The organism is Tomitella cavernea (genome assembly GCF_016599145.1).
Taxonomy (GTDB): Bacteria; Actinomycetota; Actinomycetes; order Mycobacteriales; family Mycobacteriaceae; genus Tomitella; species Tomitella cavernae.
Map to the genome: position 1 here is coordinate 35,641 of NZ_JAENKO010000035.1, position 14,147 is coordinate 49,787.

Here is a 14,147-nt window from a genome sequence, read left to right on the forward strand (position 1 = left end):
CCCGCTGGGGCGCAGGTCACACGGTGCGGACGATCCGACCGCGGGGTGGGCCGGTATGATGGAACATCGGCTGAGCGCAGGGCATCGCGCTTTGTGCATCGTGCATCGTGCATCGTGCATCGCCCAGTGTGCGTGCCGTTACACCCGGAGGTCCCGTTCCACACGGTGCCACCGTTCCACCCGGTAGCGCGGTCCCGCTCGGACAGGCAGTCCCGCCCGGCAACGCAGTAGGGAGCATTCAGTACGTGATCACCGCCACCGACCTCGAGGTACGCGCGGGCGTACGTACCCTGTTGACGGCTCCCGGGGACCAGCTCCGCGTTCAGGCGGGCGACCGCATCGGGCTGGTCGGCCGCAACGGCGCGGGCAAGACCACGACGCTGCGCATCCTGGCCGGCGAGGGGGAGCCCTACGCCGGCTCGGTCACCGTCGGCGGCGAGGTGGGGTACCTGCCCCAGGACCCTCGTGAGGGCAACCTCGACACCATCGCGAAGAACCGCGTGCTCTCCGCCCGCGGCCTCGACGAGATCATGCTGTCGATGGAGAAACAGCAGGTGCTCATGGGCGAGCTGGTCGATGACGCCGCCCGCGACCGCGCGATCCGCAAGTTCGGGCAGCTCGAAGACCGCTTCTCCTCGCTCGGCGGCTACCAGGCCGAGTCGGAGGCCGCGCGCATCTGTCACAGCCTCGGCCTGCCCGACCGCATCCTGGAGCAGCCGCTGCGCACGCTCTCCGGCGGTCAGCGGCGGCGCGTGGAGCTCGCCCGCATCCTGTTCGCCGCCTCCGACGGCAGCGGCGGCAAGTCGGGCACGACACTCCTGCTGGACGAGCCCACCAACCACCTCGACGCCGACTCGATCGCCTGGTTGCGCACCTTTCTGCAGAACCACGACGGCGGTCTCATCGTCATCAGCCACGACGTGGAACTGCTCGAGGCGGTGGTCAACCGCGTGTGGTTCCTCGACGCCGTGCGCGGCGAGGCGGACGTGTACAACATGGGCTGGCAGAAGTACCTCGACGCGCGTGCCACCGACGAGCAGCGCCGCCGACGCGAGCGCGCCAACGCGGAGAAGAAGGCCGGTGCGCTCAAAGCGCAGGCCGCGAAGCTGGGCGCCAAGGCCACCAAGGCCGTCGCCGCCAAGAACATGGTGCGACGCGCCGAGCAGATGATGGAGTCGCTCGACGAGGTGCGCGTGGCCGACAAGACCGCGCACATCAAATTCCCGGCGCCGGCCCCCTGCGGCAAGACGCCGCTGATGGCCGCAGGCCTCGGCAAGAGCTACGGCTCGCTGGAGATCTTCACCGGCGTGGACCTGGCCATCGACCGGGGCAGCCGTGTGGTGGTGCTCGGTCTCAACGGCGCGGGCAAGACCACGCTGCTGCGGATCCTGGCCGGGGCGGCGCAGGCGGACACCGGCAGCATCGACCCCGGGCGCGGCCTGAAGATCGGCTACTTCGCCCAGGAGCACGACACCATCGACAACGACGCGTCCGTGTGGGAGAACATCCGCCATGCCGCGCCGGATGCGGGCGAGCAGGACCTGCGCGGCCTGCTGGGGGCGTTCATGTTCTCCGGCCCGCAACTCGAGCAGCCGGCGGGCACCCTCTCCGGCGGCGAGAAGACCCGTCTGGCGCTGGCCGGGCTCGTGTCCTCGGCCGCCAACCTGCTGCTGCTGGACGAGCCGACGAACAACCTCGACCCGACCTCGCGTGAGCAGGTCCTGGCGGCGCTGCGCACCTACGAGGGCGCCGTGGTGCTGGTGACGCACGACCCGGGCGCCGCCGAGGCGCTGGCCCCCGAGCGGGTCATCCTGCTGCCGGACGGCGCCGAAGACCACTGGTCCGAGGAGTACGCGGAGCTCATCTCGCTGGCGTGACCGGCGCCCGCACGTCGGGCCCTGCAGGTGTCAGTCGTGCTTGCGCACCGACTCCTCCACCAGGTCGAGCACGCGCGCCAGGTTGCCCGCGTCGTGTCCGCCGGCGACGCGGGTGATCAGACCGTCGAGAACGAGCTCCAGGTAGTCCTGCAGCACCTCGCCGGTGACGTCATCGCGCAGGCGACCGGCCTCCTTCTGCCGCCGCAGCCGTTCGCCGGTGGCCGCGCTCAGCTCCCCGGACCGTTCTGCCCACCGTCGGCGGAAGTCCGCGTCGGTGCGCAGGCGCCGGGTGATCTCCAGGCGCGTGGCCAGCCAGTCGAAGCGCTCGGGGTGGGTGAGCACGTCCCGCATGACCTGCACGAGCCCCTGCTCTGCCGCGGTGTCCGCCATCCGCTGGGCGTCGTCCTCGGCCAGCGCCAGGAACAACGCCTCCTTGTCGCGGAAGTGGTGGAAGATCGCGCCGCGCGACAAGCCGGTGGCGTCCTCGAGACGCCGGACGGTGGCGCCTTCGTATCCGTACTCGGCGAAGCACTTCCGGGCACCGTCGAGTATCTGGCTGCGCCGTGCGGCGCGGTGGTCTTCGCTGACTCGGGGCACCCCCCGATCATAGGCAATCAAACAGTACGTGCGTCACGGGATCACCGGACGGCCCCGCGGTAGACGCGTGGCGGCCCCGCCCGGATGGCGGATTCGAGCGATCCGGGCGGGGCCGCGTCTGCGGTGGTCAACGCGGTGCGATCACGCCTCCGCGCCGGCCATGTTCCGCAGCACGAACTGCAGGATGCCGCCGTGACGGTAGTAGTCCGCCTCGCCGGGCGTGTCGATGCGCACGACAGCGTCGAACTCGACCGTGGTGCCGTCGGCCTTGGTCGCGGCGACCTTGAGCGTGGCCGGCGTCGTGCCTTCGTTGAGCTCCGTGATGCCCGCGATGTCGAACGTCTCGGTGCCGTCGATGCCCAGCGACGCGTAGGACTCGCCCGCAGGGAACTGCAACGGGATCACGCCCATGCCGATGAGGTTGGAGCGGTGGATGCGCTCGAACGACTCGGCGATGACCGCCTTCACGCCCAGCAGGACGGTGCCCTTGGCCGCCCAGTCGCGCGAGGAGCCGGAACCGTACTCCTTGCCGCCGAGCACCACCAGCGGCGTGCCCGCCTTCTGGTAGTTGACCGAGGCGTCGTAGATGAACGCCTGCGGACCGCCGTCCTGGGTGAAGTCGCGCGTGTAGCCGCCGCTGACGCCGCCGTCGACGATGGCGTCGAGCAGGAAGTTGCGCAGGCGGATGTTGGCGAACGTCCCGCGGACCATGACCTCATGGTTGCCGCGCCGCGACCCCAGCGAGTTGAAGTCCTTGCGGGCGATGCCGTGCGACTCGAGGTACTGCGCGGCCGGGGTGCCGGACTTGATGGCGCCGGCGGGGGAGATGTGGTCGGTGGTGACCGAGTCGCCCAGCGTCGCCAGTACGCGCGCACCGGTGATGTCGCCGACCGGCTGCGGCTGCGCCGTCATGCCGTCGAAGTACGGCGCCTTGCGCACGTAAGTGGACTCGTCGTTCCAGTCGAAGATCTTGCCTTCCGGCGTGGGCAGGCTCCGCCAGCGGTCGTCGCCCTTGAACACGTCGGCGTACGACTTGGTGAACATCTCGCTGTTGATCGCCGACTTGATGGTGTCGTTGATCTCCTGCGTGGACGGCCAGACGTCCTTGAGGAACACGTCGTTGCCGTCGTCGTCCTGCCCCAGCGCGTCGGTCTCGAAGTCGAAGTCCATGGTGCCGGCGATCGCGTAGGCGATGACCAGCGGAGGGGAGGCCAGGTAGTTCATCTTGACGTCGGGGGAGATGCGGCCCTCGAAGTTGCGGTTGCCCGACAGGACCGCGGTGGCGGCGAGGTCGTGGTCGTTGACCGCCTTCGAGATCTCCTCCGGCAGCGGGCCGGTGTTGCCGATGCACGTGGTGCAGCCGTACCCGCCCAGGTAGAAGCCGAGCTTCTCGAGGTAGGGCCACAGGCCCGCCTTCTCGAAGTAGTCGGTGACCACCTGTGAGCCGGGTGCCATGTTGGTCTTCACCCAGGGCTTGCTGGTGAGGCCCTTGTCCACGGCATTGCGGGCGAGCAGCGCCGCACCGATCATCACCGACGGGTTGGACGTGTTGGTGCACGACGTGATGCCCGCGACGGCGACGGCGCCGTGGTCCAGCGTGAAGGTGCCGCGCTCGGCGGAGGCCACCTCGACCGGGGTGGACGGCACGCCGTCGACCACCGGAGTGCCCTCGGCGACGTAGTGGGTGATGTCCTTGCGGTACTGCTGCTTGGCCTCGCTGAGCAGGATACGGTCCTGCGGGCGCTTGGGGCCGGCGATCGAGGGCACCACGGTGCCCAGGTCCAGCTCCATGTACTCGGAGAACACGGGCTCGTTCTCCGGGTCGTGCCACATGCCCTGGTCCTTGGCGTAAGCCTCGACCAGCGCCAGGTGCTCCTCGCTACGCCCGGTGAGCCGCATGTAGTCGATGGTCTCGTCGTCGATCGGGAAGATCGCGGCGGTGGAGCCGAACTCGGGGCTCATGTTGCCCAGCGTCGCACGGTTCGCCAGCGGCACTTCCGCCACGCCGTTGCCGTAGAACTCGACGAACTTACCGACGACGCCGTGCTCACGCAGCATCTCGGTGACCGTGAGCACCACGTCCGTCGCGGTGACGCCCGGCGCGATCTCGCCGGTGAGCTTGAAGCCGACCACCCGCGGGATCAGCATCGACACCGGCTGACCCAGCATGGCGGCCTCGGCCTCGATGCCGCCGACGCCCCAACCGAGCACGCCCAGGCCGTTGACCATCGTGGTGTGCGAGTCCGTGCCGACGCACGTGTCCGGGTACGCCTGCCCGCCGCGCGTCATCACCGTGCGCGCGAGGTGCTCGATGTTGACCTGATGCACGATGCCGGTGCCCGGGGGGACCACCTTGAAGTCGTCGAAGGCGCCCTGACCCCAGCGCAGGAACTGGTAGCGCTCGCCGTTGCGCTGGTACTCCAGCTCCACGTTGCGCTCGAAGGCGTCGGCGCGGCCGAACACGTCGAGGATCACAGAGTGGTCGATGACCATCTCCGACGGGGCGAGGGGGTTGACCTTGTCCGGGTCGCCGCCCAGCGCGACGACGGCCTCGCGCATGGTGGCCAGGTCGACGATGCAGGGCACGCCGGTGAAGTCCTGCATGATCACGCGCGCCGGCGTGTACTGGATCTCGACGCTCGGCTCCGCCGACGGATCCCACGCGGCGATGGCGCGGATCTGGTCGGCGGTGATGTTCTTGCCGTCCTCGTTGCGCAGAAGGTTCTCGGCCAGGACCTTCAGCGAATAGGGGAGTTTGGCGGTACCGGGCAGCGCCGAGAGCCGGAAGACCTCGTAGGAGTTGTCTCCGACCTCGAGCGTGCCGCGGGCGCCGAACGTATCGTTACTTGTGCTCACGTGCGCTCCACTCGTCATCGATGCTCACCGCCTGCGGGTCTCACCGGCGGTTCCGCGAGTCGCGTGCGCCGCCCGTCCGCGTTGTGAAGGCGCACTCCACGGCGCCGGCGGGGGCCGCCGACGCGAGGGGCGTCTCCTGGACCGGAACGGGCTTGCCAGTCCGCACTGTGCGCCGTCTCCGCGGCCGCACGGCGGGGCGCGCCTCGGCTCGCCGACATTCTAACAGTACGGGCGTACTACGTGCTGACAGGCGGACGAACGGGGTGTTGAGTGGTGGCGGAACCGGGTGTTCGGCCGTCTCGGCGCGTGTCGGTTGACGGGGCGCCGCACCCGGCCCCCTAGACTCACCGTGTCATGCTCCGCCGACGCCGGAGAAGGATCACGGAGAAGGGTCGCCGATGAGTTCCGCCGACTACGCCTCGGAAACCCTCGCGGGGATGAACGTGCAGCAGGTGATCCGGGACGTCGCCCACGGCGGCGTGTCCGTGCCGCCCGAGTACACGGATGTCGCGCCCGGGCTGCGCGCCGTGGTGACGGACGCGCAGCAGGAGGGCCTGGAGTTGTCCGTCGTCGTGGTCCCGCACGATCAGTGGGGGATGAAGCTCGGCAGCGCCATCGCCTACCCCGAGCGTCTGCGCGACCTGTCCACCGCTGTCGGCGAGTCGGAGGGCGGCACCGTCCTCACCTTGGGCCCCGCGCAGATCGGCACCTACAGCGACTCGCTGAGCAGGTTCACCCTCGAGTCCGCGGAGAACGCCGTACAGCATCCGCGGTCACCGGAATTGACGGTCGCCGCACAACGGTTCGTCGACGAGGTGGGGCAGGACCAGTTCCCCTGGACGGCCGTCTCCGCCGTCCTCCTCGTGCTCGTCGTGATCGTGGTGGCCGGCGGCACCGTTCTCAACGTCCGCCGCGCACGCGGCTGAGCCGCTCTTCGTTCCATCCATCGCGCCCATCTACCCCTGTCACCTGCCCTTTCGCGTATTACATCGCTGATATTTGTGACAGAAGTTCACTATGGGACACGATCTGTCGTACGGTGCTACTGGCACGGATGTTGCGTATGGGAGTCCTGTCGGCGCGTCGGATCGACCGTCAGCGGAAGCAGTGCGTCTGCTGGCCGGCGTGCGACGTGCCGGCCCGGGCCACCGCCGCATCCGGGATGTGCGGAGCGAAGGGAAGCGCCCCGCGCTCGCTGCCGCCGCCGCGTGCCCGGGTCACCCGGTGCGCGGTGCGGCGAAACCGAGGGAGAACTTCGTGGGACGTAAGGGATCGAGCGCTGCGCGATCTGATGACCATCCTCGTCCGTTCCGGACTCGCACACGCGTGGGGGCGGGCCTGTTCGTCGCCGGTGCGATGCTGCTGACCTCCCCCGGGATGTCGATGGCCGTGCCGCCCCCGCCGCCCAACCCGTCGGACTCGCAGTTGCGGGACGCCGCGGGCGCGGTGACGCAGGGCGTGGGGCACGTCAGCGAGCTCATCAACAGGATCGCGCAAGCCGACCAGGATCTGCAGAACCTCATCGGCCGCGTGCAGATCAAACGCGAGGCGGCCAACAAGGCGCTCGTCGACCTGCAGCGGGCCCGGTCCGTCGCCGCGGAGGCCGCCGCCGCCGTGCAGACCGCCCAGCGCCAACTGTCCGACGCCGGAACCGCCATCCAGCGCGCCCAGGAGCAGTTCGAGCAGTACGTATCGACCGGATACCAGCAGGGTGCCCCCGTCGGCTCGCTGACGATGTTCCTGGGCTCGGACGGCCCCGACGACGTTCTGACACGCGCCCGGCTGATGGAGGTGGTCCGCCAGGCGTTCGAGAACGCGATGGTGGACCTGCAGCGCGCCCGCGCTCAGGAAGCCAACGAGGTCTCGTCCAACAAGGCGGCCAAGCAGCGCGCGGACGCCGCGGCCGACGACGCCCGCCGGAAGGAGCAGGCGGCCAAGCAGGCCATCTCCGAGGCCGAGGACGCAGCGCAGCAGCAAGCCGCCGAGCGCGCGCGCATCGAGGCGAACAAGCAGGAGGCGGAGCAGGAGCTCGCGGCCGCCCGCAACAACGTCGAGGGGCTGCAGTCGCAGCGCGAGGTCTACGAGGAATGGGACCGCCGGCGGCAGGCGGAGGAGGCCGCGGCCCGTGCCGCCCAGGAAGCGGCGCGCAAGGCCGCCGCCGAGGCCGCTGCGCGAGCGGCGGCCGATTCCGCGGCGCAGGCCGCCGCCGACGCAGTCGCCGCGAGCCAGGAGAACGGCAACCTCACCGGAACCGTGGACACAGCGGTGGCGAGCAAGTCCGCCGCGCAGAAGATCGAGATCGTCATCGACCGCGGCATGTCGCAGCTGGGCGTGCGGTACTCCTGGGGCGGCGGCAATGCCAACGGGCCCACGCTGGGCGTGCGCGACGGCGGCGTGGCGGACACGTACGGCGACTACAAGAACGTCGGCTACGACTGCTCCGGCCTGATGGTCTACGCCTTCGCGGGCGTGGGGATCTCGCTGCCCAAGTACTCCGGCTACCAGTACACGGCCGGCAAGCAGGTACCCGTGGACCAGGCCCGCCGCGGCGACATGCTCTTCTGGGGGCCCGGCGGCAGCCAGCACGTGGCGCTGTACCTCGGTGACGGGCAGATGCTGGAGGCCCCCTTCTCCGGCGGCGTGGTCCGGGTGGCACCGGTACGGTGGTCCGGGATACAGCCGTACGCGGTGCGCATGATCGGGTGACGGACCTTCGGGTGACGGACCGCAGCCGCGCCACCCCGCGCTGCCGCGCACGGCCGGCGTTCAGGCGTGCGGAATCTCCGCGCGCGCACCGAATCAGGAGGGCGGCACACCGGTGGCGAGCCATGACATGACCGGACAGGGTACTGCGGATCACACGCAGACGGGCGGCGGCACAGGCGCAGCAGTGCCCCGCGCGGCCGGGCTGCCCGCGGACACCGCGATGCTCGAGCGCGCGGTCTACGAGATCAAGCGCGTGATCGTCGGCCAGGACCATCTGGTCGAGCGGATGCTCGTCGCCGTCCTCGCCCGCGGCCACGTGCTGCTCGAGGGCGTGCCCGGTATCGCGAAGACGCTGGCCGTGGAGACGTTCGCCAGGGTGATGGGTGGCGATTTCTCCCGCATCCAGTTCACGCCCGACCTCGTGCCCACCGACCTGCTCGGCACACGCATCTACCGGCAGGGCCGCGAGGAGTTCGACACCGAGTTGGGGCCTGTCGTCGCCAACTTCGTCCTGGCCGACGAGATCAACCGTGCCCCGGCCAAGGTGCAGTCCGCACTGCTGGAGGTGATGGCGGAGGGGCACGTGTCCATCGGCGGGACCACGTACCCCATGCCGCTGCCGTTCCTTGTGATGGCGACGCAGAACCCGATCGAGAGCGAGGGCGTCTACCCGTTGCCGGAGGCGCAGCGGGACCGCTTCCTGTTCAAGGTGCTCGTGGGCTATCCGACGCCGGAGGAGGAGCGCGAGATCGTCTACCGCATGGGCGGCACCGCGCCCGTTCCGGAGCGCGTGCTCGGCCCGGAGGACCTGGTGCGGCTACAGGAGGCCGTGGGGACGGTGTTCGTCCACCACGCACTGGTGGACTACGTGGTGCGGCTGATCACCGCCACCCGCAGCCCGCAGGACCACGGACTCCACGAGGTGGGGCAGTGGATCGCCTACGGCGCCTCGCCGCGCGCCACGCTCGGCATCATCGCCGCGGCGCGGGCGCTCGCGCTGATCCGCGGACGTGACTACGTGGTGCCGCAGGACGTGGTGGAGGTGGTCCCCGACGTGTTGCGGCACCGGCTGGTCCTCACCTATGACGCGCTGGCGGACGAGGTCTCGGCCGAGGACATCGTGCGGAAGGTCATGAGCGCGGTGCCCCTGCCCCAGGTGACGGCCGCACAGACGCCGCCCGCACAGACACCGCCCCCGCAGCACGGGTCGGGCGCGCACCCGGCGCCGCCGGCCACCGACGCCGGTCCCCGGCGTTGACGGGGCAGGCCTCCCGCGCGGCCGCTCGGGGCGGTCCGCCGTCCTTCGCGCGCGGTGAACTCGAAGACCCGGCGCTCAGCGCGGCCCTGCACACGCTGGAGCTCACGGTGCGGCGGCGCCTCGACGGTCTGCTGCACGGCGACTACCACGGGCTGATCCCGGGCCCGGGCACCGAACCCGGGGACGCGCGTGAGTACCAGCCGGGCGACGACGTGCGCCTGATGGACTGGTCGGTCACCGCGCGCACCACTGTGCCGCACATGCGCATGCCCATAGCCGACCGTGAACTCGAGACATCGCTGGTTGTGGACCTGTCCGCGAGCCTCGACTTCGGTACCGCCCACTGCGAGAAGCGTGACCTCGCGGTCGCCGCGTGCGCCGCGATCACCTACCTCACCCTGCGCGGCGGCAACCGGATCGGCGCCGTCATCGACACCGGTTCCGAGCGGATTCGCATCCCGGCACGCAGCGGACGGGTGCACGCGCGCACACTGCTGCGCGCGATCGCCACCACGCAGCGTCCGGCCGACGGGGTGCGGGGCGACCTGGCGGGGGCCATCGAGTCCCTCCGCCGGCGGCGTTCCCGGCGCGGTCTCGTCGTCGTGGTGAGCGACTTCCTCGGCGACCCAGACTGGGAGCGGCCGCTACGGGGGATCGCCGCCGCGAACGACGTGCTCGGCGTCGAGGTGCTGGACCCCCGCGACATCGCCCTTCCTGACGTGGGCACCGTGATTCTGCGCGATCCGGAATCCGGCCGCACGCGCGAATTCACCACCACGGCGAAGGTCCGGTCCGACTTCGCCGCGGCTTCCGCGGCCCACCGCGACGTCGTCTCCCGGGTTTTCCGCAGCAACGGCGCCCCGATGCTGCGGCTGCGCACCGATCGCGACTGGATGGCGGACACGGCCCGGTTCGTCGCGACGCGGCGTCGGCTCGATGCCGGGGCGATGGCCACCTCCGCGCCGGGGGCGGAGGCCGCGCTGTGAGCCTGTCCGGATTCGTCCACCCCTGGTGGCTTCTCTGGCTGATCGCGGTGGCGTTGGTGGCGGCCGGGTATATCGCGGTGCAGCTGCGGCGCCGGCGCAAGGCCCTGCGCTTCGCGAGCTTCGACATGCTCGACGCGGTGGCCCCGCAGCGCCGCAAGTGGTACCTCCACCTGCCTGCGGCGATGCTGGTGCTCGGCCTCACCGGCCTCACCATCGCCGCCGCCGGCCCCACCGCGGACCACAAGGTCCCCCGCAACAGGGCCACCGTGATGCTGGCCATCGACGTGTCGCTGTCGATGGAGGCGACCGACGTGCAGCCCAGCCGGCTCGAGGCGGCGCAGGAGGCGGCGAAGTCGTTCGTCGACGAGCTGCCCGACGGCATCAACCTCGGCCTGGTGTCCTTCGCGGGTACGGCGTCGGTTCTCGTCTCACCCACCACCAACCGGCAGTCGGTGGTCGCCGCCATCGACAATCTGCAGCTGGCCGAGCGCACCGCCACGGGCGAGGCGATCTTCACCTCTTTGCAGGCGATCGAGAACTTCGGCGCCGGGCTCGGCGGCGGCGACAACGTCCCGCCCGCACGGATCGTCCTGGAATCCGACGGCACCCAGACCGTGCCGCAGGGCCTCAACGACCCGCGCGGCGCGTTCACCGCGGCGCGGCAGGCCAAGAAGGTGGGCGTACCGGTGTCGACGATCTCGTTCGGCACCTCCTACGGGTACGTCGATATCGAGGGGCAGCGGATCAACGTTCCCGTGGACGACGATTCGCTCAAGCAGATCGCGGACCTGTCCGGGGGCACCTTCTTCCGGGCATCGAGCCTCGGCGAGCTGGAGAGCGTCTACGACACCCTGCAGACGCAACTGGGCTTCGAGATCGAACGCGGCGACGCCTCGCGTCCCTGGCTGTTGTTGGGTTCGGCGCTCGTCCTGGCCGCGGCGGCCGGTTCGCTCGTCGTGGGCAGGCGGCTCCCGTGACGGTCGTGACGGTCGTGACGGTACGGACTGTGACGGCTGTGCACGGCGGCCGCCCGCGCTTTCGGCGCGCCGATACCGATGGGTAGGGTGAGTCACCATGGCAAAGACCGATGAGAGTCCCACTGACGCGCAGGGCCGTTCCGTCCTGGTCACCGGCGGCAACCGCGGCATCGGCCTGGCGATCGCCCGCAGGCTCGTGGCCGACGGGCACCGGGTGGCCGTGACACACCGCGGATCCGGCGTGCCGGAGGGCCTGTTCGGCGTCGTCTGCAATGTCGACGATTCCGACTCGGTGGATCGCGCGTTCACCGAGGTAGAAGAGCATCAGGGTCCCGTCGAGGTGGTCGTCGCCAACGCGGGCATCACCGACGACACGCTGCTCATGCGCATGTCGGAGGAGCAGTTCCAGCGCGTCGTCGACACCAACCTCACCGGCGCGTTCCGCGTGGCCAAACGCGCCTCGCGGCCCATGCTGCGCAAGCGCTTCGGACGGTTCATCTTCCTCGGCTCGGTCGTCGGGCAATCAGGCGGCCCCGGCCAGATCAACTACGCTTCGTCCAAGGCCGGCGTGGTGGGCCTGGCCCGGTCGCTCACCCGCGAGCTCGGTTCTCGCTCCATCACCGCCAACGTCGTGGCCCCCGGCTTCATCGACAGCGACATGACCGCGGTCCTCGGGGACGCGCACAAGAAGGCCATCGTCGAGGCCGTGCCGCTCGGCCGCCCCGGACGCACCGAGGAGGTGGCTGCGGCAGTGAGCTGGCTCGCCTCCGACGGCGCCTCGTACGTCTCGGGTGCCGTGATCCCGGTCGACGGCGGGCTCGGCATGGGACACTGACCGGGGACCGGACCCCGCAGGGCACCGGCGGGCCGCGACACGGCTCGCCCGCACACACCGCAGCGCAGGAGGCGCACACCGCATGGCAGGACTGCTCGCCGGCAAGACCATCCTGGTCACCGGGATCATCACCGATGCGTCTATCGCATTCCACGTGGCCAAGACCGCCCAAGAACAGGGCGCCCGCGTCATCATCACCGGCTTCAACCGGCTGCGCCTGATCGACAGGATCGCCCAGCGCCTGCCGGAGGACGTTCCGCCGGCCGTCGAGCTCGACGTCCAGAACTCCGAACATCTGGGGTCCCTGGCGGACCGGGTCCGCGAGGTCGCGCCCGAGGGCATCGACGGCGTCGTCCACTCGATCGCCTTCGCGCCGCGCAGCTGCCTGGGCGCGGGGTTCTTCGACGCGCCGTGGGAGGACGTCTCCCAGGCGCTCGAGGTCTCGGCGTACTCGTACGCGGCGCTGGCCAAGGCGCTGCTGCCGGTGCTCAACGACGGCGCGTCGCTGGTGGGCATGGATTTCGACCCCACCCGGTCGATGCCGTTCTACAACTGGATGGGCGTTTCCAAGGCCACGCTCGAGTCGGTGAACAGGTACGTGGCCAAGGAGGTCGGCGGCCGCGGCATCCGCTCCAACCTGGTAGCGGCCGGCCCCGTCAAAACCCTCGCCGCCAAGGCGATCGCGGGTGACGCGACCGGGCCCGGCGCGGAGCTCGCCCGGCTCAACGAAATGTGGGACCGTGCGGCGCCGCTCGGCTGGGACGTCGACGACCCGACGAAGGTCGCCAAGACGGTTGCCGCTGTGCTTTCCGACTGGCTGCCCGGCACCACCGCCTCCGTGGTCTACGTCGACGGCGGCTTCCACGCCACCATCGGCTGACCGGCATGGCCAGCGCATCGGGGGAGTCTGTGCGCGAGCCCGGCGCACGCGCCCTACTCGTGGCATCGTTCGGGGGCCCCGAGGGGCCGCAGGATGTACGCCCGTTCCTGGAGAACGTCACGCGCGGACGGAACATACCGCCGGAACGCCTCGACGCCGTCGCGAAACACTACCTGCACTTCGGCGGCATCTCACCGATCAACGCGCTCAATCGCGCGCTCATCGACGCCGTCCGCGCCCGACTGCGCGCGGAAGGCATCGACATTCCGGTCCACTTCGGCAATCGCAACTGGCATCCGATGATCGAGGACGCCGTGGCCGGCCTCGCCGCCGACGGCGTCGAGAGCGCGCTCGTGTTCGCCACCTCCGCGTGGGGCGGCTACTCCGGATGCCGTCAGTATCAGGAGGACGTCGCCCGCGCCCGTGCCGCAGTGGGGGACCGCGCGCCGAAGCTGGTGCGGCTGCGGCAGTTCCACGACCACCCGCTGTTCATCGCCGCGTTCGCCGATGCTGTGCGTGAAGCCCGCGGTTTCTTGGGCGCCGAGCGTCCCCGCGTGGTGTTCACCGCCCACTCGGTGCCCGATTCGGCAGACCTTGCGGCGGGCCCGCCCGCCGACGGCGGCCGCCTCTACAGCCGTCAGGTCGCCGAGTCGGCCCGGCTGGTGGCGCAGGCCGCGGGCATCGACGAGCACGACGTGGTGTGGCAATCGCGGTCAGGCCCGCCGCACATCCCGTGGCTCGGCCCCGACATCTGCGATCACCTTGACGACGTGGCGGCGCGCGGGTACGACGGTGTCCTGGTGTGCCCCGTCGGGTTCGTTTCGGATCATCTCGAGGTGATCTGGGACCTCGACACCGAGGCCCGCGAGCACGCCGCACGCCTGGGTCTGGCGTTCGGCCGGGTCGCCACACCCGGCGCCGATCCGCGGATGGCGCAGATGATCGTCGAGCTCATCCGTGAGCACCTCGACGGTGCCGCGCCGCGACGGTCCGGGAACGTGCCTCAGTACGGCTGCACCCGGAACGGCGCCCCGTGCGCGGTCGCCTGTTGTGCGGCATCCGCGCCGCGGCCGCGCACCGGCGGCTAGTCCACGCGGCCCGCTGCGCCGACTACCGCGGTGGGTCCGGGTCCGCGCCGGCGGCCGGCGGGCAAAGTCAGTGGCGGCGCTCGGGCC

The 14,147-nt window shown here is 70.6% G+C and carries 12 protein-coding genes; 9 read left to right on the forward strand and 3 right to left on the reverse strand.

Features of this window, described 5'->3' with window-relative positions; genetic code table 11:
- The first annotated feature begins 245 nt into the window (after positions 1-245).
- The gene (locus JJ683_RS12685; RefSeq protein ID WP_200174596.1) at positions 246-1,877 is read left to right on the forward strand and encodes an ABC-F family ATP-binding cassette domain-containing protein; all 1,632 of its coding nucleotides are present in this window, start codon (positions 246-248) and stop codon (positions 1,875-1,877) included.
- A gap of 30 nt (positions 1,878-1,907) precedes the next feature.
- Here the strand turns inward: JJ683_RS12685 and JJ683_RS12690 are convergent, their stop codons facing one another.
- Entirely contained in the window at positions 1,908-2,474 is a 567-nt protein-coding gene (locus JJ683_RS12690) for a TetR/AcrR family transcriptional regulator (protein WP_200174598.1), read from the reverse strand.
- 141 nt (positions 2,475-2,615) lie between these two features.
- Positions 2,616-5,330: an aconitate hydratase AcnA gene (gene acnA / locus JJ683_RS12695; protein WP_307810905.1), complete on the reverse strand. Its 2,715-nt coding sequence runs from the start codon at positions 5,328-5,330 to the stop codon at positions 2,616-2,618.
- Between the two features lie 398 nt (positions 5,331-5,728).
- On the opposite strand from acnA, the gene JJ683_RS12700 reads away from it, so the two are divergent.
- Positions 5,729-6,256, forward strand: coding sequence for an Rv1476 family membrane protein (locus JJ683_RS12700; protein WP_200174603.1), 528 nt, complete (start codon positions 5,729-5,731; stop codon positions 6,254-6,256).
- A gap of 169 nt (positions 6,257-6,425) precedes the next feature.
- Here JJ683_RS12700 and JJ683_RS19450 read toward each other — a convergent pair whose 3' ends face one another.
- Complete coding sequence (locus JJ683_RS19450) at positions 6,426-6,551, reverse strand: hypothetical protein (protein ID WP_277952131.1); 126 nt, start codon at positions 6,549-6,551, stop codon at positions 6,426-6,428.
- Positions 6,552-6,686: 135 nt separating this feature from the next.
- Here JJ683_RS19450 and JJ683_RS12705 point away from each other — a divergent pair, with 135 nt between their 5' ends.
- The 7 genes from JJ683_RS12705 to JJ683_RS12735 all read left to right on the forward strand — a co-directional run bounded on the left by JJ683_RS12705 (position 6,687) and on the right by JJ683_RS12735 (position 14,060).
- On the forward strand, positions 6,687-8,036 hold the full coding sequence (locus JJ683_RS12705) for a C40 family peptidase (protein ID WP_200174625.1): 1,350 nt from the start codon (positions 6,687-6,689) through the stop codon (positions 8,034-8,036).
- A gap of 127 nt (positions 8,037-8,163) precedes the next feature.
- The gene (locus JJ683_RS12710; RefSeq protein WP_200174605.1) at positions 8,164-9,294 is read left to right on the forward strand and encodes an AAA family ATPase; all 1,131 of its coding nucleotides are present in this window, start codon (positions 8,164-8,166) and stop codon (positions 9,292-9,294) included.
- Complete coding sequence (locus tag JJ683_RS12715) at positions 9,291-10,280, forward strand: DUF58 domain-containing protein (protein ID WP_200174607.1); 990 nt, start codon at positions 9,291-9,293, stop codon at positions 10,278-10,280. Before JJ683_RS12710 ends, JJ683_RS12715 begins: the two co-directional genes overlap by 4 nt.
- Positions 10,277-11,257 carry a VWA domain-containing protein gene (locus JJ683_RS12720; protein ID WP_200174608.1) on the forward strand — a complete coding sequence of 327 codons (981 nt, stop codon included), beginning with the start codon at positions 10,277-10,279 and terminating at the stop codon, positions 11,255-11,257. The genes JJ683_RS12715 and JJ683_RS12720 overlap by 4 nt, the downstream gene beginning before the upstream one ends.
- A 97-nt stretch (positions 11,258-11,354) precedes the next feature.
- The gene (gene fabG1, locus JJ683_RS12725; protein WP_200174609.1) at positions 11,355-12,092 is read left to right on the forward strand and encodes a 3-oxoacyl-ACP reductase FabG1; all 738 of its coding nucleotides are present in this window, start codon (positions 11,355-11,357) and stop codon (positions 12,090-12,092) included.
- A gap of 82 nt (positions 12,093-12,174) precedes the next feature.
- Entirely contained in the window at positions 12,175-12,972 is a 798-nt protein-coding gene (gene inhA, locus JJ683_RS12730) for an NADH-dependent enoyl-ACP reductase InhA (RefSeq protein ID WP_200174610.1), read from the forward strand.
- Between the two features lie 5 nt (positions 12,973-12,977).
- Positions 12,978-14,060: a ferrochelatase gene (locus JJ683_RS12735; protein ID WP_200174611.1), complete on the forward strand. Its 1,083-nt coding sequence runs from the start codon at positions 12,978-12,980 to the stop codon at positions 14,058-14,060.
- Positions 14,061-14,147: the final 87 nt, after the last annotated feature.

What these genes read in the sequence shown, in the direction of transcription:
- JJ683_RS12700 (WP_200174603.1), top strand. Translation starts at nt 5,729, where the DNA reads ATGAGTTCCGCCGACTACGCCTCGGAAACCCTCGCGGGGATGAACGTG.
- JJ683_RS12705 (WP_200174625.1), top strand. Translation starts at nt 6,687, where the DNA reads ATGCTGCTGACCTCCCCCGGGATGTCGATGGCCGTGCCGCCCCCGCCG.
- JJ683_RS12710 (WP_200174605.1), top strand. Translation starts at nt 8,164, where the DNA reads ATGACCGGACAGGGTACTGCGGATCACACGCAGACGGGCGGCGGCACA.
- fabG1 (WP_200174609.1), top strand. Translation starts at nt 11,355, where the DNA reads ATGGCAAAGACCGATGAGAGTCCCACTGACGCGCAGGGCCGTTCCGTC.
- inhA (WP_200174610.1), top strand. Translation starts at nt 12,175, where the DNA reads ATGGCAGGACTGCTCGCCGGCAAGACCATCCTGGTCACCGGGATCATC.
- JJ683_RS12735 (WP_200174611.1), top strand. Translation starts at nt 12,978, where the DNA reads ATGGCCAGCGCATCGGGGGAGTCTGTGCGCGAGCCCGGCGCACGCGCC.